Origin of the sequence: Phyllobacterium sp. 628 (genome assembly GCF_014189505.1) — a bacterium.
Lineage (GTDB): Bacteria > Pseudomonadota > Alphaproteobacteria > Rhizobiales > Rhizobiaceae > Phyllobacterium.
Map to the genome: position 1 here is coordinate 2,532,511 of NZ_CP050301.1, position 22,999 is coordinate 2,555,509.

General features: G+C 54.5%; 25 protein-coding genes, 1 tRNA gene and 1 pseudogene. 10 read left to right on the plus strand and 17 right to left on the minus strand.

Translation table 11 applies throughout. The features are described 5' to 3' along the window. The 8 genes and pseudogenes from HB779_RS13980 to HB779_RS25660 all read right to left on the minus strand — a co-directional run bounded on the left by HB779_RS13980 (position 1) and on the right by HB779_RS25660 (position 8,029). Positions 1–471 carry a YbaK/EbsC family protein gene (locus HB779_RS13980; protein ID WP_188342963.1) on the minus strand — a complete coding sequence of 157 codons (471 nt, stop codon included), beginning with the start codon at positions 469–471 and terminating at the stop codon, positions 1–3. Beyond that, the gene (locus HB779_RS13985) at positions 468–1,277 is read right to left on the minus strand and encodes an MBL fold metallo-hydrolase (RefSeq protein ID WP_188342964.1); all 810 of its coding nucleotides are present in this window, start codon (positions 1,275–1,277) and stop codon (positions 468–470) included. Before HB779_RS13985 ends, HB779_RS13980 begins: the two co-directional genes overlap by 4 nt. Continuing rightward, positions 1,270–2,058 (minus strand): TatD family hydrolase, encoded by a 789-nt coding sequence (locus tag HB779_RS13990; protein WP_188342965.1) that lies wholly within the window; start codon positions 2,056–2,058, stop codon positions 1,270–1,272. The genes HB779_RS13985 and HB779_RS13990 overlap by 8 nt, the downstream gene beginning before the upstream one ends. 18 nt (positions 2,059–2,076) lie before the next feature. Beyond that, a pseudogene (gene metG / locus HB779_RS13995) lies at positions 2,077–3,628 on the minus strand (methionine--tRNA ligase). A 94-nt stretch (positions 3,629–3,722) separates the two neighbouring features. After that, complete coding sequence (locus HB779_RS14000) at positions 3,723–4,781, minus strand: DNA polymerase III subunit delta' (protein WP_188342966.1); 1,059 nt, start codon at positions 4,779–4,781, stop codon at positions 3,723–3,725. After that, complete coding sequence (tmk, locus tag HB779_RS14005) at positions 4,778–5,482, minus strand: dTMP kinase (protein ID WP_188342967.1); 705 nt, start codon at positions 5,480–5,482, stop codon at positions 4,778–4,780. Before tmk ends, HB779_RS14000 begins: the two co-directional genes overlap by 4 nt. Positions 5,483–5,535: 53 nt before the next feature. After that, positions 5,536–6,765, minus strand: coding sequence for a D-alanyl-D-alanine carboxypeptidase family protein (locus HB779_RS14010; protein ID WP_244642367.1), 1,230 nt, complete (start codon positions 6,763–6,765; stop codon positions 5,536–5,538). Then, a complete protein-coding gene (locus HB779_RS25660) occupies positions 6,734–8,029 on the minus strand; it encodes a septal ring lytic transglycosylase RlpA family protein (protein WP_188342968.1) in 1,296 nt (431 codons plus the stop codon). Before HB779_RS25660 ends, HB779_RS14010 begins: the two co-directional genes overlap by 32 nt. Positions 8,030–8,798: 769 nt before the next feature. Here HB779_RS25660 and HB779_RS14020 point away from each other — a divergent pair. From HB779_RS14020 to HB779_RS14035, 4 genes are all read left to right on the plus strand, one after another. Then, positions 8,799–9,317 carry a DedA family protein gene (locus tag HB779_RS14020; protein ID WP_188342969.1) on the plus strand — a complete coding sequence of 173 codons (519 nt, stop codon included), beginning with the start codon at positions 8,799–8,801 and terminating at the stop codon, positions 9,315–9,317. An 89-nt stretch (positions 9,318–9,406) separates the two neighbouring features. Beyond that, complete coding sequence (locus HB779_RS14025; protein WP_244642368.1) at positions 9,407–9,751, plus strand: VanZ family protein; 345 nt, start codon at positions 9,407–9,409, stop codon at positions 9,749–9,751. Positions 9,752–10,284: 533 nt separating this feature from the next. Next, complete coding sequence (locus HB779_RS14030; RefSeq protein ID WP_188342971.1) at positions 10,285–10,977, plus strand: sensor histidine kinase; 693 nt, start codon at positions 10,285–10,287, stop codon at positions 10,975–10,977. 11 nt (positions 10,978–10,988) lie between these two features. Beyond that, entirely contained in the window at positions 10,989–11,189 is a 201-nt protein-coding gene (locus HB779_RS14035) for a hypothetical protein (RefSeq protein ID WP_188342972.1), read from the plus strand. A 212-nt stretch (positions 11,190–11,401) separates the two neighbouring features. On the opposite strand, the gene HB779_RS14040 is transcribed toward HB779_RS14035, so the two are convergent. The 3 genes from HB779_RS14040 to HB779_RS14050 all read right to left on the minus strand — a co-directional run bounded on the left by HB779_RS14040 (position 11,402) and on the right by HB779_RS14050 (position 12,232). Next, complete coding sequence (locus HB779_RS14040; RefSeq protein ID WP_188342973.1) at positions 11,402–11,596, minus strand: hypothetical protein; 195 nt, start codon at positions 11,594–11,596, stop codon at positions 11,402–11,404. A 99-nt stretch (positions 11,597–11,695) separates the two neighbouring features. Then, a tRNA-Ser gene (locus tag HB779_RS14045) sits at positions 11,696–11,786 on the minus strand. A gap of 272 nt (positions 11,787–12,058) precedes the next feature. Beyond that, a complete protein-coding gene (locus tag HB779_RS14050) occupies positions 12,059–12,232 on the minus strand; it encodes a hypothetical protein (protein ID WP_188342974.1) in 174 nt (57 codons plus the stop codon). An 88-nt stretch (positions 12,233–12,320) separates the two neighbouring features. Between HB779_RS14050 and HB779_RS14055 the strand changes: the two genes are divergently transcribed. Further along, on the plus strand, positions 12,321–13,205 hold the full coding sequence (locus HB779_RS14055) for a LysR family transcriptional regulator (protein WP_188342975.1): 885 nt from the start codon (positions 12,321–12,323) through the stop codon (positions 13,203–13,205). Positions 13,206–13,618: 413 nt separating this feature from the next. On the opposite strand, the gene HB779_RS14060 is transcribed toward HB779_RS14055, so the two are convergent. The 5 genes from HB779_RS14060 to HB779_RS14080 form a co-directional block, all read right to left on the minus strand. Continuing rightward, a complete protein-coding gene (locus tag HB779_RS14060) occupies positions 13,619–14,596 on the minus strand; it encodes a GAF domain-containing protein (protein ID WP_188342976.1) in 978 nt (325 codons plus the stop codon). Positions 14,597–14,776: 180 nt separating this feature from the next. Next, positions 14,777–16,030, minus strand: a complete 1,254-nt coding sequence (locus HB779_RS14065; protein ID WP_188342977.1) for a cyclopropane-fatty-acyl-phospholipid synthase family protein — start codon at positions 16,028–16,030, stop codon at positions 14,777–14,779. Between the two features lie 113 nt (positions 16,031–16,143). Continuing rightward, entirely contained in the window at positions 16,144–16,947 is an 804-nt protein-coding gene (locus HB779_RS14070) for an anti-sigma factor (protein WP_244642369.1), read from the minus strand. After that, positions 16,947–17,555 carry an RNA polymerase sigma factor gene (locus HB779_RS14075; RefSeq protein ID WP_188342978.1) on the minus strand — a complete coding sequence of 203 codons (609 nt, stop codon included), beginning with the start codon at positions 17,553–17,555 and terminating at the stop codon, positions 16,947–16,949. Before HB779_RS14075 ends, HB779_RS14070 begins: the two co-directional genes overlap by 1 nt. A 60-nt stretch (positions 17,556–17,615) precedes the next feature. After that, positions 17,616–18,167, minus strand: a complete 552-nt coding sequence (locus HB779_RS14080) for a tetratricopeptide repeat protein (RefSeq protein ID WP_244642653.1) — start codon at positions 18,165–18,167, stop codon at positions 17,616–17,618. 229 nt (positions 18,168–18,396) lie between these two features. On the opposite strand from HB779_RS14080, the gene HB779_RS14085 reads away from it, so the two are divergent. Beyond that, positions 18,397–19,416 carry a Tim44 domain-containing protein gene (locus tag HB779_RS14085; protein ID WP_188342979.1) on the plus strand — a complete coding sequence of 340 codons (1,020 nt, stop codon included), beginning with the start codon at positions 18,397–18,399 and terminating at the stop codon, positions 19,414–19,416. A 74-nt stretch (positions 19,417–19,490) separates the two neighbouring features. On the opposite strand, the gene HB779_RS14090 is transcribed toward HB779_RS14085, so the two are convergent. Further along, the gene (locus tag HB779_RS14090; RefSeq protein WP_188342980.1) at positions 19,491–19,862 is read right to left on the minus strand and encodes a hypothetical protein; all 372 of its coding nucleotides are present in this window, start codon (positions 19,860–19,862) and stop codon (positions 19,491–19,493) included. A 286-nt stretch (positions 19,863–20,148) separates the two neighbouring features. Here HB779_RS14090 and HB779_RS14095 point away from each other — a divergent pair, with 286 nt between their 5' ends. From HB779_RS14095 to HB779_RS14105, 4 genes are all read left to right on the plus strand, one after another. Continuing rightward, positions 20,149–20,805: a response regulator transcription factor gene (locus HB779_RS14095; RefSeq protein ID WP_188342981.1), complete on the plus strand. Its 657-nt coding sequence runs from the start codon at positions 20,149–20,151 to the stop codon at positions 20,803–20,805. Beyond that, positions 20,802–21,542, plus strand: a complete 741-nt coding sequence (locus HB779_RS25760) for a sensor histidine kinase N-terminal domain-containing protein (protein ID WP_371823858.1) — start codon at positions 20,802–20,804, stop codon at positions 21,540–21,542. Before HB779_RS14095 ends, HB779_RS25760 begins: the two co-directional genes overlap by 4 nt. A 16-nt stretch (positions 21,543–21,558) precedes the next feature. After that, entirely contained in the window at positions 21,559–22,179 is a 621-nt protein-coding gene (locus HB779_RS25765) for a sensor histidine kinase (protein ID WP_371823859.1), read from the plus strand. Between the two features lie 123 nt (positions 22,180–22,302). After that, positions 22,303–22,986: an MtnX-like HAD-IB family phosphatase gene (locus HB779_RS14105; protein ID WP_188342982.1), complete on the plus strand. Its 684-nt coding sequence runs from the start codon at positions 22,303–22,305 to the stop codon at positions 22,984–22,986. Positions 22,987–22,999 lie beyond the last annotated feature (13 nt).

Genomic DNA, 22,999 nt, shown 5'->3' on the forward strand with positions numbered 1-22,999 from the left:
TCAGTCCGTAATATCGGCGATTTCGGCCTTTGCGGCCCGCATCAAAGCCTGTGGTTCTGCCGGGAAAACAAAATTGGTGCCGCCTGCTGCTGCCCAGACAATATCGAACTGCATCAGCGTCTCGTCTGCATAAGCCTTGATATCGATGAGATGCCCCAATGGCGATACGCCGCCAATCGCAAATCCTGTCTCCTTGCGGATATGTTTGGGGTCAGCCCGGTGCAGCGTTTCTCCTGTAAGCTTTGCAGCCTTGGCAAGATCAAGCTGGCGCGGTCCTGACACCAGAAACAAATAGAGCTTATCGGTGTCAGTGCCTTGAAAGATCAATGACTTGACGATCTGGGCTACGGTCACACCACATTGGACTGCCGCATCTTCAGCCGTATGGGTTGAATCGGCCATCTGGCGGATTACGATCTCCAGACCCGCCGCATGGGCAGCCTGACGGACGCGTTCGACACTCTTGCTCATACATCAACCTCGAATGACAGGCCGTCATAGGCCGGTTCAACATGATCTGGCGTATCGCGCAGGACAGTTCCATAATCCAGAGGCACATGCATATGGGTCAGAATGGCTCGACGCGGCTTTAGTTTGCCGATCCATTCCATTGATTCATCGAGAGAAAAATGGCTTGGATGCGGACGGTACTGCAATGCGTCGATAATCAATACATCGAGGCCAAAAAGCTGGGCTGATGTCGTATCCGGGAACGCACTAACATCGGAACAATAGGCTACATCGCCGATACGGAAGGCCAGTGACAGGATATCGCCGTGCACTTGCGGCAGCGGCAGGAAGCGGATGAGACCGCCCGCACCTTCGATTTCGAACGCCTCATGATGGATGATTTCATGCGGCCGCAGGATCGGCGGATAGCTGGAACCGGCCGGTGTTTTGAAACAATATCCAAAGCCCTCAACGAGCCGGCTTTGTGTCATCTGATCGGCATAAATGTCCATGAGACTGCGGCGATCGATGACAAAGGTCCTCAAATCGTCGAGGCCGTGAATGTGATCCGCATGGGCATGCGTGTAGACAACCGCATCGAGGCGCCCGGAGCCAAAATCAATCATCTGCGAGCGGAAATCCGGCCCGGTGTCGATGATCACGGTGGTAACGCCGCCATGTTCGGCAATGCGTTCTACGAGCATCGAAGCACGGCGGCGGCGGTTCTTTGGATTGTCCGGATCGCAATTGCCCCAGTCACCATTGACACGCGGCACGCCCGGAGACGATCCGCAACCAAGAATGGTGAAGCGCAAACGATCAGCCATGAGCAGGCCTTGGCATTTTGGTGAACAGACGGAACACGTTATCAGAGGTTATGGTGCCAATTTCTTCCGCGCTGACGCCAATGGTTTCAGCCAGAACGGCCGCCGTGTGGGTGACGAAGCACGGTTCGTTGCGCTTGCCCCGATGCGGCATCGGCGCAAGATATGGCGCGTCCGTTTCGACCAGCAGACGGTCACGCGGCACATTTTTGGCAATCTCACGAATCTCAGGAGAATTTTTGAAGGTTAGGATACCCGAAAACGAGATGTAGCCGCCAAGCTCGACACCAACACGCGCCAGTTCAGCCCCGGACGAAAAGCAATGGAGGATGAAAGGGAAGGTCCCCTTCCCGCTTTCTTCCCGCAGGATCGAAATCATGTCCTCGTCGGCACTGCGGGCATGGATAACCAGCGGCAGGCCTGTGGCGCGTGCCGCAGCAATATGGGTGCGAAAGCCCTGCTGCTGTGCTTCTTGCGGCGCATAATCATAGTGATAGTCGAGCCCGGCTTCGCCAATTGCCACGACTTTCGGGTGTTGTGACAACCGGATCAGGTCGTCGGCGGTGATATCAAGCTCTTCATGCGCACTGTTGGGATGCGTACCGACAGAAGCATAGACGCTGTCATAGTGTTCGGCGATCGCGATGATCTGGTCAAAGCGGCGGACGCGGGTGCAGATCGTCACCAGCCGTTCAATGCCATTGTCCAGCGCACGCTGAACAATGGCATCGCGTTCCTCGGCAAAATCCGGAAAATCCAGATGGCAATGGCTGTCAACAAGCATTGAATATCCGGTTCCTGATCAGGCTTCTTTGTCGGTCTCAACATAGCGCGGGAAAATCGGTTGCGGCGCGGGCAAATCCGCGCCGGGCACCAGTTCGCTGCCGCCCAGCAGATTGACAAAGTTGCGCTTGTCTGCCGGTACCGCGAGAACATCCAACAGCTTTGCTGCTGATCCCGGGATGAACGGCAGGCAAAGAATGCCAATGCGCCGGATAACTTCCGCCGTCACGTAAAGAACGGTTTCCATCCGGGCCGGATCGGTCTTTTTCAGTGCCCAAGGCTCCTGCGCCGCGAAATAGCGGTTGGCTTCCGCAACGACCGCGAAGATCGCGCCAAGCGCCAGATGCATCGCCTGCGTGCCGACAGCCTTGCGGGCTGTTTCCAATGCCGCCACCGCCTGATTGAGGATCGCCTTGTCCGCGTCAGTGAAATCACCCGGCTGCGGAACTTTCGCTTCACAGTTCTTGTTGATCATCGACAGCGAACGCTGGGCAAGGTTGCCAAGATCATTGGCAAGATCGGCATTGGTGCGGTTGACAATGGCTTCGTGACTGTAATTGCCATCCTGACCGAACGGCACTTCACGCAGCAGGAAATAACGCACCTGATCGAGACCATAATGGTCGACCAGTGAGAAAGGATCAATGACATTGCCGACAGACTTCGACATTTTCTCACCGCGGTTGAACACGAGATCCGTGGCCGAAAACCCGCTTTGGCAGTTCAATCCCGGCGGATAGCAGGAATGCTGGCCAGTAGACGGCGTGAAAGCGAATGATGTCCTTGCCGATAATGTGCACATCGGCCGGCCAGTAGCGCCAGCGCTCGGCATTCTCGTCCGGATAACCGGCTGCGGTAAGATAATTGGTCAGCGCGTCGACCCAGACATACATGACGTGCTTTTCATCGCCGGGAACAGGAATGCCCCAGTCGAATGTCGTGCGCGATACGGACAGGTCTTTCAGACCTGATTTGACGAAGGATACGACCTCATTGCGCCGCTCATCGGGGCCGACAAAACCGGGATTATCCGCATAGAGCTTGAGCAGGCGGTCCTGATAGGCGGACAGGCGAAAGAAATAGCTTTCCTCTTCCAGCCATTCGACCGGCGAGCCCTGCGGACCGTAGCGTACGCCATCGGCGCGAACCTCAGTTTCTTCTTCCTGATAATAGGCTTCGTCGCGCACGGAATACCAGCCGTTATAGGATGCCTTGTAGATATCCCCCGCTTCCACCATTTTCAGCCAGATGGCCTGCGATGCCTTGTGGTGCCGCTCCTCAGTGGTGCGGATAAAGTCATCATAGGACGCATTCAAAGCATGACCCATGTCACGGAAAAGCTTGGCGTTTCTGTCTGCCAGCTCACGCGGCGTAATGCCTTCTTTACGCGCCGTCTGAAGCATCTTGATGCCATGTTCGTCCGTCCCGCTGAGGAAGAACACATCCTTGCCGTCATGACGGTTGAAACGGGCAATCGCGTCCGTTGCGATCAGCTCGTAAGCGTGACCGATATGCGGACTGCCGTTCGGATAGGAAATGGCAGTTGTGATGTAAAATGTTTCGCGGCTCATACGTAACCTGATTTGCTTCGGAATTGGTATTTTGGGAAGGCGTCAGGCTGACATAACCCATGTCCAGCCTGATTGCTATACCGGCAATGGTGTATCAACGGCCAGTAAGGGCGCGATGCATCCTGTCGAGAAAGATAAGAACAGTCTGCTTGCGATCAAGATTGAAAGCATCGGAGTCGCGCGCTTCCGTTTGCATCTCCTGCCAGAGATTGGACCACTGATTGGCTTCGCCGACAGCGCCCCTGTCGGCGGCATCCCTCGCCTTCGCTGCGATACGGGCAAAGATATCCTCGAGGAAAAGATCGAACTGGATCTCGGAATCGCGCCCCGACAAAGCAGTACCCAGCGCGTGGGCTTTCGGCACGTCGAAAACTGGCTTGGTCAGGATTACTTCGACCGTTTGCGAGATTTCGAGGCCACCGAATGCCAGCAGCAGGGCTGCCTTGCGCACGCTGCCATCCGCATGGGCGACAAGCGCCTCGGTATCCGTCACCTGATCCGCGCCGAGACCGATCGTGGCCAGAGCCGACAAAAGATCCCCGCGATCCAGCGCTTCAAAACGGATGGACTGGCAGCGTGAGCGGATTGTTGGCAGCAGGCGTCCGGATGAATGCGAGATCAGAATAAACAAAGTACGCTGCGGTGGCTCTTCAAGAGTCTTCAGTAACGCATTGGCAGCATTGCGATTCATGTCGTCAGCAGGATCGACAATGACAATGCGCCAAGCACCATCATGTGCAGTCCGGTTGAGAAAATGCGTCACGCGGCGCACTTCATCAACAGTAATCCCGGTCTTGAATTTTCCAGTCTTGGTATCGAGTGGGCGGCTGATATGCAGGATGGCGAGGTGCGTTCCAGTGGCAATTTGCCGGTATGGCGCGACGGCATAGTCCGGTTCGGCCAGCGCCAGCGGCGCTTCCTGCTGAACGGGATGTTTCAGCATATGTCCGGCAAGATGGAATGCCAGTGTGGTCTTGCCGACGCCTTGCGGCCCCTCGAGCAGCAACGCGTGATGCATATGGCCGGATTGATAGGCCTGCGCCAGAAAAGCCCGGATCGCCATATGCCCGAACAATGCGGGATTGGCGGAAGGTGCGGGGATGCCGTCAATTGAATCGTGTGTGGCCGGAACGTCGAGAACAGCATCACTCATTTTGCCGCTCCGGTTTTGGATTTCATCTTGATTGCCCGGCTGGCTTTCAGCTGATCAACGAGATTGGCAATATCCGCAGCAATGTCTTCAACAGACCGGTCGGCAGACACCACCTTGCAACGCCGTGGTTCTGCCGCAGCAATCGCGAGATAGGCGTCGCGTCGCTTGCGATGGGTTTCAATGGTCTCTTTCTCGAAACGGTCAGCCGTTTCGGCTCCGCGGCGCGCATTGGCGCGTTGCAGGCCGGTTTCGGCAGGCAGATCGAGAATGATCGTCATGTCCGGCATCAAGCCATTGATTGCAGCGCGTTCAATCGCGCGCATCAAACCGGGATCGAGGTCACCGGTAACGCCCTGATAGACGCGGCTGGAATCGATATAACGATCGCACAGCACCATGGTGCCGGTGTTGACCGCCTGCCGCATGACCTGTTCCACATGATCATTGCGGGCAGCGCCAAACAACAGCGCTTCCATCGCCGGACCAAAGGATTCAGCAGCGCCACTCAAAATCACATGCCGGACGGCCTCCGCGCCGGGTGAACCGCCGGGCTCGCGCGTTACCAGCACATCATCACCCGCAGCGCGCAGATGCTCAGCCAGACGGGTGATCTGTGTGGATTTTCCAGCACCCTCGCCGCCTTCAAAGGTAATGAACAGTCCTTGTTGCACGCCGTCAGCCGTCTTTCGATGCAGAGTCATTCGTCAAATCTGGTTCTAGCGTTTGAGAATGAAAAGGTCGAGGCGGGAAACTGTCAAAGCTTCAAGCGCCGCATCCAGCCGGTCGTCAGTTCCAGCACTGCGTCCAGCGACCGCTTCTGCAAATCACCAGATTCAACTGCTTCTGCCGTATAGACCGGCGTTTCCTGTGCGAGTGCATCACCGATCCAGATTTTCAACGTACCAACCTGTTCATCGGCTTTGAGCGGAGCAATCAGCGGCCCCCTATATTCCACATGGGCTTTCAGGCGGTCCTTGTTGGCAGTCGGCACCAGCAGACTGATCTTTTCATGCGCTTTCAGGGCAACGGCGGATTTGACGCCGCCAAACACGCTGGCCTCGCCCACAGTCTCGCCTTCGGCAAAGATGCTGATTTCCTCAAAGGCATTATACGCCCATTCGAAAACCTTCTTGGCTTCTTCGGCTCGTTCCTTGTCACTGGCAAGGCCGCTCAAGGCGACGATATAACGGCGGCCATTGTGTTCAGCAGAACCGACAAGGCCATAGCCGGACTGTTCCGTATAGCCCGTACCCATGCCGTCAGCGCCGATGTCCAAACGCAGCAGCGGATTTCGGTTGCGCTGGAAAATATTGTTCCAGGTAAAGCTCTCCTGCGCGTAGGTGCGGTAATATTCCGGATATTCGTGTTTGATGTAGCGGGCCAGTGTGACGAGATCCGTCAATGACACTTTCTGTTGCGGATCGGGCAACCCGGTCGAATTGCGGAATGTCGAGCTGGTAAGGCCAATCTCCTTGGCCCGCTCATTCATCATGGTGGCGAAATTCGACTCTGATCCGGCAATGCCTTCCGCCAGAATAATGCAACCGTCATTGGCGGACTGCACGATAACGCCCTGAACGAGATCGCCAACACTGATTGAGGATTTGAGCTTGGCAAACATGGTCGAACCGCCGGAAGGCGCCCCACCCGTCCGCCAGGCATTCTCGCTGACGACATATTGGGTATCCATCGCAATCTTGCCGGTTTTCAGCTGGTGAAACACCAGTTCCATGGTCATCAGCTTGGCCAGAGCTGCCGGCTCGATCAATGTATCGGGCGCCTTGGCATAAAGAATTGAACCGGTCTGATCTTCAAGCATCAAAGCTTGCTTGGCTTTCGTATCGAACAACGTTTCCTGCGCGTGTGCCGCAGCCGAAAATGCAAAAACGGCAACGATGCCTGCGGCAAGCATACGGAACGGCAGTTTCAAAGAATTCCTATGGTGCGGAAAATCAATTGCCATCATCGCGAACGACAAAGGCATCACCTGCCCCCGCCTTCCAGGCGGCTTGCAGCAGCGCGTCAGTGGTCTTTGTTGTTTTGGCACGGGCAATCAACGCGACGCGCATACCTTCGGGGCTGTTGACTTCGGAAAGATCGACCTTACCCAATGGCGTCAAAGCGGCCATCACACGGGCAGCCGTGCTCTTGTCCTTGAAGAGGCCGACATCGACATATTCACCGGCCGGTGCCGTGACATTGTCCAATTTATTCTGAACCTTCCACGCATCGGACAACGACACGGGTGAAATCAGGCTGTTCATGGCATCGGCCGTAGCATTGGCACTGGCTATGCGCTCGTCAGCATAGGAGCTGGCAAATGGTGTTACGCGCTTGGTGGTGCCCTTATACGACCCGAGCAGCATCGCCGGCTTGTCATCAATATAGGGGCCGACCATCGGCAGGACCGGATCTGCGCCGTAGTTGAATGGCGCTGCAGAGCCCTGCATTTCAGCCGGTGCCTGTTGCATCTGCTGTTGTGACTGCCGTGGCATTGGCGCACCGAGATTGGCAGCCTGATCGTTGAACGATACCGGCTGAACATCCAGACTGGCAACCTGAACGCCCGCAACACGCGGCTGCCGCATACCCGGTATGGCGACGGTATTACGCTGCGTCGGCGTTGACCCGTTCATGGCAATCATCACGCCGGATGCAGGCTGCCCCCAAGGATCGGGCGCACCGGGGCCACGATAGGAGGCCAGAAGAAACGCGTCGTCACGGCCTTCCAGCGGGGCCCGCCCGACATACTCGACCTTCACATCGGCCGTACCGGTATGCTGATAATCCAGCATGGTCGCGGCCTTCTGCGACAGGTCGATGACGCGATTGCTGTGATAAGGCCCGCGATCATTGACACGCACGATGACCGAACTGCCATTGGCAAGATTGGTGACGCGCGCATAGCTCGGCAAAGGCATGGTCGGATGCGCTGCCGACAGGTGGTTCATGTCATAGACTTCGCCATTGGCGGTCAAGCGGCCGTGAAAGGCCGAACCGTACCAGGATGCGAGACCCTGACGTTTATAGCCGGGTTCTTCTTTGGGGTAATACCACTTGCCGCGAACCTGATAGGGTCGACCCAACTGATCCCGGCCGCCGCCGCGCGGCATATTGCGAAAATCCGTGACAACACGCGGACTGGCTTTGACGCCATATTCCGATTCAGCGAAATATTCCTTGCCGTGGGAGCGCTTGCCAACTTTTACCTTGGGCGAGGATGCGCAGGCAGCCATCAAGGCGCCCATCGCTACAACTCCGGCAATTCGAAAAGCTTTGGCCTTTGACAATGCAAATTACCGGCTGAACGCCGTCCCCACACGTTTACACATCGATACTCAACAAGAACGCGGCACAATTCCAGAACCCATCATGGAGTATTGCACCAGTTCTATAACTGTCACCGATAGGTTGACAGCACCTTAACAGAATAGGTTGATATTGCTGAGTTCAGGTGACTTTGGTTAACAGGACATTTTCCTGCAATCACATTTTATGTGCTGCGGATTCAAAGACTGTATTGGCCGGCATTGAGCCCGGTCCGGTCTATCCTTATCTCTCATCTGAAAGTCACCGGCGACGATCATCTCAATCTGTTCCTCCAACCCCGGAAACCGGTAAGGACGTAGCAAATGCCAAGGCACCTCCCGGCAGTCATTTTGACCCTTTTGCTCATGACAAGCTGCGCCGCTTCAGGTCATATCAGCCCGCTGGTTTATTGCGATAACCCTTCCGACATCAACGGAAGAGTTTTTACCAATTGTACCCAGCCTATCGGCAAGGAATCGCCTTAAACATAAGCTTGCAGTTGATTGGCAAGGTGGCGATCTTGCGCCGATGCGGCTTCGCGGGAAAAACCATCGCGTATCCGGACCCTCAACAATCCCCTGTTCATCGGATGTGGCAGTCCGTAATAATGCGGTCCGCTGATTATTCGTCCTGACTCTGCCCTTATTTCAAATCATACCGTTCCCTTGCTTCATTCAATTACGCAAACCTTGATGGCTATCGCTTCAAATGAACATTGAAACTCTCGTTACCGATGCAATTTCGTTCACGCGCCAGCATTCCGAATGGGCGCCCTATATTACGTTCCTCGTGGCATTCTCGGAGTCCATGGCCTTCATTTCGCTGTTGGTACCCGGCTGGGGTATCCTGATCGGCATAGGCGCCATTGTCGGTGTGAGCGGACTTGATTTCATTCCGATCTGGATCGGTGCCTCGCTGGGTGCAGCCGCAGGCGATTGGCTTTCCTATTCCATTGGTTTCCGTCTCAAGGGGCGGGCAACACAAATCTGGCCGCTGTCGCGTAATCCTGAAATGGTAGCCAAGGGTCAAGATTTTTGCGACCACTGGGGCGCTTGGGCGGTGTTTATCGGCAGATTTTTTGGACCATTGCGGGCTGTCGTACCACTTCTCGCCGGGATCTTTGCAATGCCCTCGATCAAGTTCCAGCTGGCGAACATTTCCTCTGCATTCCTTTGGGCCTTTGTGCTGCTTGCACCCGGTGCGCTCGCCCTGCGGCAATATCTTTAGACATCGGCCGGGCCGGATTCGTATTCCGTGATCCAATTCTTGACAGGATCGTGATTGGAACAACGCCGCGAATGCAGTATTGGGACTCTATGAAGCTTGCACAAATCATTGCCTGGCTATTGTTCGCGGCCATCCTTTTCGTCACCGTCGATCCCATCAATCTGCGGCCTGACAGCGGTTTGCCTGTGAATGTCGAGCGTTTTCTTGCATTTGCCGTCATGGGATTTGTCTTTGCAATCGCCTATCCCCGGCACTGGATTTTGATCCTGACATTGGTCATTGGCGCGGCTTTTGCCTTCGAACTTGCGCAGATGCTGGCACCGACAAGACATGCCAGATTGCTTGATGCCGTGGTGAAAGCCGCAGGCGGCTTTGCCGGAGTAATCTCGGCCGCCATCATTCACATCTTGATAGGCCATCGACAAACCAAGTAAGTTTACTGCTAACTCCTTGATTTTGAACAAACGATCGTTACCCCGCCCGCTGGCGCCGGCAACAATGGTTCAGCATGGTTGATTGCGTGACCGAGTAGAAATACAAAAGCCGTGCAGGTGGCGCGCTGTTTTGCGAAACTGGCGGGGAGCAATCGATATGAAAGATCTTTTCGGCGGAATACACGACATGTTCCGTACTACCTTTTTGCTTATTATCGGCTTCTGGCTAACGGAGTCAGTTCTGTGCAGCCTGATATGGAGCATGCTCGGTCTCAACCCGATGGATTTCCTTCTCGTGAAGGTTGTTTTGACCTGTGCTTCGATTTTTTTGACCGCAATAATCACCTATCTCATAGTGATCTTGCGCAACATAAATCTCGTCGTTCAGATATTTATCTGTTTCCTGGTGTCTATTGGCGCTTCAACAATGACAACCGCGCTCGACTACTACCTTTTTACCCGCTTCAATCCCCCCTATTTCCATTCAGTACGATCTGGCGAATTTCAGCTACACGCTGTTTTACGGTCTGTCATTGTTCTTTGGCTGGTCCTGCTTTTTTGTCGCCTATCTCTATAATCTGGAAATACGTGCGCACGAGCGGCGGCTGGCGGCATCGCGCGAAGAGGCGTTGAATGCGAAAATGCAAGCGCTGCACTATCAGATCAATCCGCATTTCCTTTTCAATACCCTGAATTCCGTTGTCGGACTGATCGAAGAAGGCTCGCCTGCCAGTGCAAGCCGAATGATTATGTCGCTTTCATCATTTCTGCGTACAACACTGGAGCTTGATCCCCTGCGCGACCTTCCGCTCGCCGATGAACTGGCACTCCAGGCTGAATATCTCAAGATTGAGAACGAGCGGTTTTCAGATCGCATGAAAGTCACATTGCATGTTCCGCACGAGCTTGAGAATGCTCTGGTTCCCAGTCTTATTCTGCAGCCACTGGTCGAAAACGCGGTGAAACATGGTCTGGGTTTTTCCGGGAATTTAGAGATCACCATTAGCGCCTCCCAGGAGGGACAATCCCTCAAACTGTTGGTCGAGAACAGCTCCAGAACCATCGGCAAACGTGGCGGAACTGAAAGACAGGGCCTCGGGATCGGCCTATTGAACGTTGCTCACCGGATTCAGACCCGCTTTCCGCAGGCGGGTACATTGGTGGCCGGACCCGTGTCGCCATCACGGTTTCGCGCGTTGCTGACAATGCCTTTGCGGCTTGCATAGGAATGGTGCAAATGAGCGATCAGTTGCTGGCGGATGATCTTGAGATGTTCGCACTCGAAGACGCGGCCGTTTCTCTTGGCGTCAGCCATTTGCTGAACATAGCTGCAGCGGCAATCCGGGCGCAGGATAAAGAAATCACCAATTTAAAACGCGAACGGGATGCCTTGCGTGCGGAATACGAAATCCTGCGCAATAAAGGTCATAGGCCATAAGAGCGATTACTGCGCTTTACCAAGATGGCAAATTTCCACCTCAGTTTCGCATCATGTTGGCATAATCTTCTGCTCAGCTTCCTTTGATATCAACCGGGCGTTGTCTCCTTCGGACAACGCGAGGCCCGGCGATATTCCCCCCATCACCCATGGCCGGGCCTCACTCTCCCCGATACCATGAAATGCGTGCCAAGCGCTGAAGCAGGCAGAGCTTATGCGTCTCCTTCGTCTTCATCCTCATCGTCGGACTCAACGACTTCCCACATAAAGGCATGCAGGCGCTCTTCGATGCTTTTCTTGGAAGCACCGGCCTTTTCCATCTCACGTTTGATCCTAAAGAACTGATCCTTGTCGGCAGGCGTGAGGTATTTGGTGGCGTTCTCTAACGAGGATAATTGGCTGGACATGCGCGCTTAATACGCTCTCAGGCAGAACAATGGAAGTGGCGACGATATTCACCCGCAAACTTTCAAAGGCTTGTGGCCATTAAGCTCAGAAAAAGGAAATGGCGGAGGGGGTGGGATTCTGAACCCACGGTAGGCTCTCACCTACGCCGGTTTTCAAGACCGGTGCCTTAAACCGCTCGGCCACCCCTCCATCGCAGGCGCTGCAAGTTTCAGCAAACCGGTTCATTTGCTGCAAGCGCCCGAGGTATTCGGACGCCTTTATAACTATTCGCATTGCGCCGTCAACCAGCTGTGTCGATGATGTTCTGTAGCGTGTTGGAATCGCCGGAAAACGGCAGCTGCCGGACCGGCGTGAAGCGCGGCCTATCCAGCAACTGCACCTCGGATCAAATGGTTACGGACCCCGCCTTGCGATAACCAGTATTCGGACTTGACAGTCCCTACCCCTTGAATTGTTTTGCCTTAATTTCTGATGAGCGTCACAAGAGTGGCAAATTGTTTCCAAAGGCGATGCTGCGACAACGGCTCATGGCCGAACGCTTCGTAAAACCGGTCTTCGGCGTAGCGCGAATCTCTGTCGGGTGCGGGGTGGCGTTTCATGAGTTTGATAATCTGGAGAATGAATATATCGTGCATGGTGATGTTTCCTTCCTGGAACCATCCCTTTAATTACACACAAAAAATCATGTTCTGAATCTGCAAGAATGCGTTACGTCTTTCACAAATGAAAAACATCACCTGGGATGCCTATCAGATATTTCTGAGCGTTGCGCGGCACGGCGGACTGACAGCGGCTGCTACGGCAACTGGTCTGAGCGGTGCCACCATTGGCCGGCGCATGCTGGATTTTGAACGGGAGATGGAATGTTCGCTCTTCATCCGCAGCCAGTCCGGTTATGCGCTGACTGAAGACGGCAATGCGCTTTATGAGCGGCTCAAGGAAATGGAAGGCGCCGCCCGCAAGATTGATAGCTGGCGGCAGGATTATCGCGGGTCGGTGCTGGTTCGGATCTCTGCCGGCACCTGGATCGCTTCTTTTTTGAGTGAAAACTTTTCCTCCATCTGCAATGCAACCGATAAGTTTCGCATCGATCTTTTCATATCCGAACAGCGGGCAAGTCTGTCTCACCGAACGAGCGATATCGGCATTCGGGCATTTGAACCAGAGGAAACAAATCTGGCTTCAATCAAGGTTCCGGATGTGGCTTATGCCGCCTATCGCGCCAGAAATAGCGATCCGGCAACACACGGACGCTGGGTTGCGTTGAGAGAAGAAGATGCGATTTCCGCCTATTTGCGTTGGCCCCATGTTCATGGAGCGGTCACGGCTACAGTCAATCGTCCCTGGGCGCTGAGAGACCTTATAGCCGCAGGTGCAGGAATGGGTGTCCTGCCATGCTTCGTCGGTGATCGTGACCCCCGTCTGCAACGCGCCGGTGAAGAAATCAGCGAACTGCGTCATCGCCAATGGATTGTCATGAACAATGAAGACAGGCACAGACCCGAGATCAGGACGGTTGTTAATCGCATGACAGATTTTCTCAAGGGAAATGCCGGCCTTTTAGGCGGTCAAAAACCTTGGGCAGAGGCCGCCGGTGGCGCTGGATGAAGGTCAGCGCCACCGACGAAGCAAGCCCTGGTCAGGAGCCTGCCTGTTGGAATTCTGTTGTTTCCACCCGCGTAGCAAAGACGATGCCCGCATTGGCAAAATAAGGGAAAATGTGCGGTTACCTGACGCACTGCCACCCGATGATCTGAAACGAATATGGCATCGAACAACGCCCCAACCCGGATATTGGCGGGTCGCCTGTTCTAGGGATTTGCCATGACGTTCCCGAACGTGGTTCCGGCATTGGTTGGATCCACCCCGTTTTAAATTCTCCCAGCATAATTATCACCGACTCTGCGGCGTTACCCAGAGAATTACCCAGTATTTACAGTGTGTCAGCCCCGTAATTTCACGCGTTTTCGCGATCTGTCGCAGATTTGCGACAAATAGAGGCAAAATAATCAAAAAATGGATCAGGAAAGGCCGAGCCGTTTCAGTTTCCGGTGCAAAGTGGCGCGGCTAATGCCCATCTCAGTCGCTGCGGCCGATACATTCCCGCCGGTACGCGCCAATGCCCGTTGAATAGCACCACGCTCCGCCGTGGCGAAATCACGTGCGGCAGACTGATGTTGGCCGAGGAGATCTGCTGCCGGCAAGGATGCACTGAGCGATTCATCGGTCAATCCAAGAATCTGGCGCGCTGAACGTGACGCGCCGATAACCAGATCATCTTCATCAACCGCGATCAGCGCATTCATCGCCCGCTCACTCATGCCGCCGTCGCCCGGAGGCGCCAGAAGAATACGGGCTTTGGGAAACGCCAGGCGAAAATTTTCCGCCTCGACACGCCGCGCCGCATCGGTAACGGCAATGGAGATCAATCTGACAAAATCATCGGTGAGATCATGCCGGGCGGATGAGACGTCAATGACTGCAACCAGCCGGCCACGATGATCAAATATTGGTGCAGTTGTGCAGGATAGCGCCGTGTTTTTACTGCGAAAATGCTGATCGCGATGAATGGTCAGCCCGCGTTGTTCAGCAATCGCTGTGCCAATACCATTTGTTCCCTCGCATTCCTCGCTCCAGACGGAGCCCGTCCACAAGCCCATTCTGTAAAAGGTTTCGTCATCGCCGACATAGCCACGTCGATCCACCGGCACACTGTTCTTGTCGGCCAACAGAATGCAGCAGCCAGCGCCGCCGACGGCTGCGTAAAGCCGGTCAAGACTGGATTGCGCCGTCATGATCAGCGAACCCAGCCGTTCACGCGCCTGATTCAGTTCATAATCCGTGACAACATTGGGACCCTTGCCTTCAACCGGATTGAGGCCATAGAGGCGCATCGACCGCCGCCAGGATGCGATCAGAGCCGATTGCGCGGCGGCGTTACCAGAAGAAAGCGCTGATTCAATCTGTTCAGCGTGCAAACCGCCTTGCAGCGTTACCATGGTCCCCTCCGAGGCCGAGTACGGTCCAGACTATGGGCGAGCTATCCCCACGGTCAAGTCCACACTTTCGGCTAATATATGAAGGTCATTCGGGCAATGTCCTGCAAAAAACGACATGGGTTACGTCAATAAATAGTCATAACCGGTCATTGGCGCTTTGGATCGGTCCAAATACGGGTTTCAGCTGGCCACTGCATGCAAGATTTTTGCACTGCTTTGTTCATGAGCGCCGATATAATCGCGGGTCAACGGAACAATATCGTTCTTTTTCGTCAGTTGCAGCTGGAAAACCACGAGGTCTTCATAACGGAATGCTGACTCTGCTGCTGCGAGATAGAATTCCCACATCCGGCAAAACCGCTCGTCGTAGAGCTCTGCTGCGTCCTGCCAATGGGCCATGAACCGCTCGCGCCATGCGGAAAGGGTCGAAGCATAATGCAGACGCAGGATTTCCACGTCATTGACCATCAAACCGGCTTTCTCCACTTCCGGCAGGATTTCGGACAATGAAGGAATGTAGCCGCCCGGGAAAATATATTTGTCGAGCCACGGAGTGGTGAAGCCGGGCGTGGCGGAGCAGCCAATGGTATGGAGAACCATCACGCCATTTTCATCAAGCAGGTCTGCGCATTTGTTGAAAAACTGCCCATACGATGCGGCACCGACATGTTCGAACATACCGACAGAAACGATACGGTCGAAAGTTCCCTTGAGACTGCGATAATCCTGCAAGGCGAAATTCACGCGGCCCGCATAATTCTTGGTTCCAACCCGGTTCTGGGCAAATTCCAGCTGCTCTTCTGAAAGAGTAATACCCAGCACCTGCCCTGCGGAGGCTTCGGCTGCCAAATGCAATGCCAGACCGCCCCAGCCGCAACCGATATCAAGGACGCGGCTTTCCGGCTCAACCAGAAGCTTTGCAGCCAAATGGCGTTTCTTTGCCAGCTGCGCATCTTCGAGGCTTTGCTCCGGATGTTCGAAATAGGCACAGGAATATTGCCGGTCGGCATCCAGAAACAGGCCATAGAGCCGGCCATCCAGATCATAGTGATGCGCGACATTGCGCTTGGAGCGGGCAGGAAGATTACGCTGTCTGAATCCGCGAAAACGCGCGCGCACCGCATCGATAATCCGCGTGGGCAGTGGATGGGTGGTGTTTTGCGCCTCGCGCAGGACCAGACACAGGAAATCGTAGATCGTACCCTCGTCAACGATGAAACGCTTGTCCATGTAAAGCTCGCCGAGCTGCATGTCCGCATCCCGAAGGAATGCCCATTGCGCGCGCGTATCGGTAAAGCGAACCGTCACGGGCTCGCCGGTTCCATCACCGAACACAAGCCGTGCACCGCTTGCCGTCAGAATGGTCAACGAACCTTTGGTCACGATACGGGAGAAAGCGGCGCGAAGGATTTTGTCCGCAAAGGATACAAGCATGCAGACACTCCTGATGCAAACTGTGTGGCGCTTCTAGCACTCAATCATGATTGCAGGATTACGTGAGTATGATGCGAAACTGAAATGGCGGACCACTGGAGCACGCTGTTGCATTACACGGTAATCGAACGGCGCAGCTCTTCGCTCATCGCCTTGATGTCTTCAAGCGGCTCCTTGCCGATCAGCATGAAGGCATGTGTGGGCGATGACCAATAGACGACATTCATACCATGACGTTGTTCTATCTCCGGAGCCTTTGCGCCTTTCGGCGATTGGACGATGCACAGGGCCATCGGCGCCTGATTGGCGTCGAGATAGGTGATTTGCGCCAGCGCCTTGCCCTCATAGGCCAGCATCCAGGCGCGTTTAAGCGTTGCACCCGGCAGTTGCACCTGATCCGGAGTCAATGTCAGGCCAAGTTTTGACCCGACCGTACGCAACTGACTGGTCTGTAGCGCGACATCAACGGGGCCGGTTCCGAGCGTATCCGCCGTATAAAGCGACATGTATTGCGCCACAGCAGAACGCCAGTCACTTCCATCAGGCTCATCCCGCAGGCTGGCTTGAACGCCGAGAAATGTGCGGTCCGCGGCGATTCCCACGGCGATGAAACCAACGCAAGCGGCCAGGAAACTGCGACGGCTCCAGCCACGCGCCTGTTCTTTAACCGGCAGGGGTGGCAGAACATCAGCAAGCATCGTTTCAAGTTCAGCCTTGGGTGCCTTGTGCAGCAATGGCTCGAATGCGTCACGGAATGGCAGGTTGCTGGAGGCAAGAAAGCTCATGCGCTCGGCAACGGCTTCATCCGTCTCAACGAGGTGCTCAAGCTGACTGCGCTTGTCCGGATCGAGCTCTCCATCCAGAAACGCCACCAGTATCTCGTCGCTGGGCACGGTATCGCGGCTGGGTTCGGTCATTATCCCTTGCCCTCCAATGCATTCACTCCGGCCGATGCGGCCAGTTTTGCCCGCGCCGCTGCCAGACGGCTCATCACGGTGCCGATTGGTATTTCCAGAAGGTCGGCAACTTCGCGATAGGAAAGTTCTTCGACATAGGCGAGAAAAACCACTGTTCTCTGTGCTTCCGGCAATGCCTGAACCTGCCGCAGCACCTGATTGGCAAATATATGGGTTTCCGTATCCCTTGCCCCATCAAAGACCAATGACTCATCCGCATCGACAAAGCCCTGCCCCATGCGCACACGCCGCGAGCGAACTTCATTGAGCCAGATCGAATGCAGGATGGAAAAGAGCCACCGGTCGAGCCGTGTGCCAGGCACAAATTGGCTTGCACGCTCCAGCGCCCGCACACAGGTCGCCTGAACCAGATCATCCGCTACGTCACGCTGATGCGATAATACCACCGCATAGCGCCAGAGCCGCGTAAGGTACTGGCTAAGCCCTGCCCTGATTTCCTGTTCGTTTGCGATCATCGCCTCCGTCCCGGACCGGGAAACACGGTCCGGTGACTTTGTATTTCGTGTCACACAACTATAAGCAGAAACGACCAAATATGCGACAGACATAATAAATCCGTTCTGAATTGCCATGATTATCGTTGCCCCTGCTCAGGGTCGCGGGTTCCTTCAGATTTTCGAAGGCGTTTCAATAGCTTCCGCCAGATCGCGATATTCCTCGCAATTGGTTCCGCAGATACCTTTGATCATCCCAAGCTGTTCCTTGGCCAGATCAATCTGACCTTTGATCACGTAGGCTTCACCGAGATATTCGCGAACCTTGGCGTATTGCGGATCAAGCTGAACCGATTTCATGTAATAACCAATGCCTTCATCGGTACGTCCGAGCTTGCGGGTAAAATAGCCGCGATAATTCAGTGCGATGGCGGTGTTGGGATTTTTCAACGTATCAAGCACAGCAAGGGCTTCTTCATAGCGCCAGCTTTTGCCAAGCGCATAGGCATAAGTTGTCAGGTCAGAGTCCGGAAGCAAACTTCCCTCCTGCTTGACGCATTTCTTTGTCTTGGGATTCCAGACCTCGCCCTTCGGGCAAGTCGGCGTTGTGCTTGTATCTTCGCCTGCCGCATAGACCGGGCTGGAGAACGTTGCGATTGCAAGGCATGCGCCGAGCATGAGTGCTGGATAGATCCCGGCACCGGATAGCATTTTGCCTGTGTTCATCATGGTGTTCGCTCCTGCAAGAATGGGTTTGCGAAGAGAGAACACCCCAGATGCAGAACTTATTCGGTACAGCCAGCATTTTTGTTGCTGGGAATAAAATTTCAAAAGAATCGGTGTTTTCACATCAAAGTTGGCTGTTTCAGCACAGCCGGTACTTAAAATTGTTACCAGTGCTTTCTATATGCGACGTGCGCGTTCAAATTTGCCGAACTCGTAACAGGAGAAATTTATGTCTGGTACCGTTTCCCGCGTCATTCGCATCGTCGTCTTGATCACCTTGGCCCTGGCTGTCACTCTGAGCGCTTTCGATATTGCTGATGCCCGGCGGGCCGGTGGTGGCGGATTTGGCAGCCGTGGCTCGCGCACGTTCGATGCGCCCGCAACCACACGCACGGCTCCATCAACAGCCGCGCCCATTGAGCGTTCCATGACACCGCAGGCGAGCCAGCCATCGGCCATGCAGCCACAGATGAACGCACAGCGTCCCGGCCTGTTCGGCGGCTTCGGCCGTTCAATGATCGGCGGTCTGCTGGTCGGTGGCCTCATCGGCACATTGCTGGGTAGCGGATTTGGCGGCGGCTTCGGCTTCCTCGCCATGCTGTTGCAGATTGGCCTTGTGATCGGCGCCGTCATGCTGGCAATGCGCTTTTTTGCCCGGCGTCAACAGTCGCCCCTGGCGACGGCATCCGGCCCATCTTCGAGCCAGGGTTTTGGCCGGCAGGCGGACCAGTCAACATCGTCATCCTTCCGTATTCCAACAATTGGATCGGGCGGAGGTTCGGGCTTTGGCTCAGGTCCGGCAGCCGCGCCGCGCCCGGCACAAGTGGCTTCAAAGTCCACCGACGAGCTTGGACTATCTGAGAAGGATCTCAATAAGTTCGAAGAACTGCTGACCGATGTACAAACCGCCTATGGCAAGGAAAACTACGCAGCTCTCCGCGCTCTCACCACGCCAGAAGCCATGTCGTATCTCGCGGAAGAGCTGGGTGAAAATGCCACGAATGGCGTGCGCAACAGCGTTTCGGATGTCAAACTGCTGCAGGGTGACATTGCTGAATCCTGGCGTGAGGGTAATGCGGAATTCGCGACGCTTGCAATGCGCTACTCGAGTGTAGACGCCATGCTCGACCGGACGACGGGTAAGCTTGTCCATGGCGACAATACCAAAGCATCCGAATCCACAGAAGTTTGGACGTTCGTGCGCAAGGATGGTGATGATTGGAAGCTTTCGGCCATTCAGGCTGCTTAAAGCAACCCCAGCTCATTCATAGACTTGGAATTCGGCGCAGGAGAACCTCTTCTGCGCCGAATGCGTTTGAAAGCTTATTTCACCACGTGCCAGACGCCACCGACGCCGTCACCGGTTGTCTCACCCGCTTTGGTGTCTTTGGCGAACGTGTAAAGTGGTTTGCCGTCATAGGCCCACATGTCTTTGCCTGCGCTATCCTTGACGAGTGACCATTTGCCGTCGGCTTTCGCCTTGGCATCGGCGGGAAATGCCGGCCAGTTCTTCAGACATTTTTCGTCACAGTTGGATTTGCCTTTTGTATCCTTGTCAAAACTGTAGAGCGTCATGCCCTTTTCAGTAGCAAGGACCTTGCCAAGCTTCGTTTCAACCATTTTCGCTGGTTCAGCAGCGTAAGCAGACAGGGTCGTGGCAGCCAGAAGACTCATTGCAATTAGCAGTGTTTTCATTGATTTCACTCCCTAACCGGTTTTACCGGCAGAACGCCGAACTTTACCTTTTAGACGAACGATGTTCGCCCATGATGACGATGCAATCAATTCTGATCCGAATTGAGGCAGGTTGAAGAAGCGCAGATCAAGGATTGCAACGATTTGTAAGCTTGCAAAAACAGCGTATTGATTTTCGAGGCTCTTATGGAGCAAAGATGTGTGCCTGAAAAAGACGAAATTGAATATTATCTGCCTCCATTGAAAAACGATCCCATTCCCAACGTGCAAAAGTATTGATCCGAAAATGCGACTGCTGCTTGTTGAAGACGATATGATGCTTGGCTCTTCACTGAAGAAGGCGCTGGAGAAGCATGCCTATGGCGTTGACTGGATGCAGGACGGTGAATCCGGGCTGGCTGCGCTGCAGGATTCAAGTTTTGCCGTGGTTATTCTTGACGTCAACCTGCCAAAGATGAGTGGTCTTGAGGTGCTCAAAGCCGCGCGACGCGACAAGAACCTTGTTCCCATTCTGCTGCTGACGGCACGCGATACGCCCTTGCACAAGGTGGAAGGTCTGGACAGCGGCGCCGATGACTATCTCGTCAAACCGTTCGATCTGGATGAATTGCTGGCGCGGTTGCGCGCATTGGTCCGTCGGCGCGAAGGCCGTATTGACACCATTCTGCGCTGCTCCGATGTGGAAGTGGATCCGGCTGCCAAGGTGGTGCGGAAAGCTTCAACACAGGTCATGATGACCGCAAAGGAGTTCCAGCTTCTGAAGCTTCTGATGGAGCGCGCGGGCAAATATGTCACCAAAAGCGACATCGAATATGCGCTTTATAGCGCCGAAAGCGCTGTCGAGAGCAACACGACCGAGGTCACGATCTATAACCTGCGTAAGAAACTTGGCAGTGATTTCATCAAATCCATCCGTGGTGTGGGTTATATGGTGGACGCATGAGCAGGCCCACCCTTACCCGGAAACTGTTCTTTCGCATTACACCGACAATCCTTGTCACCATGGCCGTTATCGGCGGCTTCGCCTTCAACAGCGCCACGCGCGAAATCAACAATGTCTATGACGCCCAGCTGATCAACGATGCCAATGTGCTCTGGGTTCTGCTCAACAAGCAGTTTAACGATGATAATGGCGGGCCCGCCACGCAGATCGGTGACATCGATTTCAGCATGGGCAATCAGCTCGCACTGAATGAAGACGCGGATGACTATGCCGATGCGCATATGTTCCGTGCCTGGAAGGACAACAAGATCGTTCTGTTTTCCGGATCAACATTTCCGGCGGAAATTCCTTTGCAGAAAGCAGGATTCACAACAGTTCGCTATGACAGTGAACATTGGCGCATCTACTCTCTTCCCATTCCAGACACGCACATCGTCATTGAAGTGGCCGAGAAAGTGGCCATGCGCGAAACGCTTGTGTCCAATATTCTGCTGAATCTCATTTTCCCGCTGCTTATCCTTATTCCCCTGATCAGTCTATTGATCTGGTTCGGCATTAATAGCGGCCTCAGCACGATCCATATGCTCGTGCAGCAAATCCGCAGCCGGTCGCCCGATGATTTGTCCGCCATTCCGGTCGGTACCCTGCCAAGAGACCTGTCGCCGCTGGGCCGCTCGATCAATCAGCTTCTGGAAAATCTCGACGATCTCGCTGAAAGCCGAGCGCCGTTTTGCTGATCACGCGGCTCACCAGTTGCGGACACCGCAAGCTGCCCTGAAGCTTCTGTTGCAGATGCTGGCGCAAGCGGACAGTGAGAAAGAACGCCAGTCAATCATCAATGATCTGGTCATCAGCAATGAAAAGGCGACCTATCTCATCGAGCAATTACTGCGTGCTGCGCGTGTTAGTCATCAGCCCATGCAGCTACAGCCCGTTGCCCTCTACAGTACTGTGGCATCCGTTGTAGCCGAAATGGGAAACCTCGTGACGGCCAAACAGCTCGATATGTCGCTTGAGGGCGACGAGAAAGCAGAAGTGCGGGCAGATGAGCCATTGCTGCGCCTGATGACCAGCAATCTCATTGAAAACGCGGTCAAATACACACCATCCGGCGGACGTATTCGTGTTGCGATCACGCTTGCCAACAATTTCTGGCGCCTGTCTATTTCCGATAGCGGGCCAGGCATCGCAGAACATCACCGGGAAGCGGTGTTTCAGCGATTCTACCGCATTGATACGCCGCAGATTGAGGGTACCGGTCTCGGGTTGACGATCGTGGCTGATATTATCAAACGTCTGTCGGGCAGCATTGCTCTCAAGTCCCCCGCATCCGGCAACGGTTTGCTCGTAGAAGTACTTCTACCAAAAGCATAATTTCCATTTGCGAAAATGGTTAATTTCGCCTGTGCCGATTTCAGTTTGGCATCATTTTCGCATAATTTAGCAATCAGTCCTGAATGCTAGAAGCTGCTCCACGTTCACACGAGGAGTGTCTGCATGCATGTTTTTTGTGATTTCGACGGGACCATTTCCCTCGAAGACGCCACAGATTTCATTCTTGAGCGATTGGCCAGCCCGAAATGGGAAGATATCGAACAGCAATGGAAGCAGGGTCTTATCGGCTCTGCGGAATGCATGTCGCGTCAGATTGCCCTGATTCAGGCCACCCGCCAGGAACTGGACAATACGCTTGATGGCATTGCCATCGACCCGACCTTCCCTGCCTTCATCGATTTTTGCTGGGCGCAGGGCATTCCGGTCACCATTATCAGCGATGGCGTTGATTATTTCATCAAGCGCATCCTCGCCCGGCACAATCTCGACTATCTGCCCGTTATCGCCAACAAACTGACGATCAGCGGTATCAATGGCCATACACGCTATGAATTGAGTTCGCCTTACAGCGATATCGATTGTTCGTCAGCCGCCGGTGTCTGCAAATGCCGGTCGGTCGAATCTTTCGATATGCGTGTTTATATCGGCGACGGCCGCTCCGACTTCTGTGTTTCCGACAAGCCGGAGCTCGTCTTTGCCAAAGACAAGCTTGCCGAATTCTGCGCCGAACGGGCTATTCCGTTCGTCGGCTATCAGAATTTCTCCGACCTTACCCAAAGCCTGAAAAACGCGCTGCCTGATTTCAATCGCCGGCAACCGAGCGCTCCCCGCTACGCCACGGCGTAACAAACCAACCAAA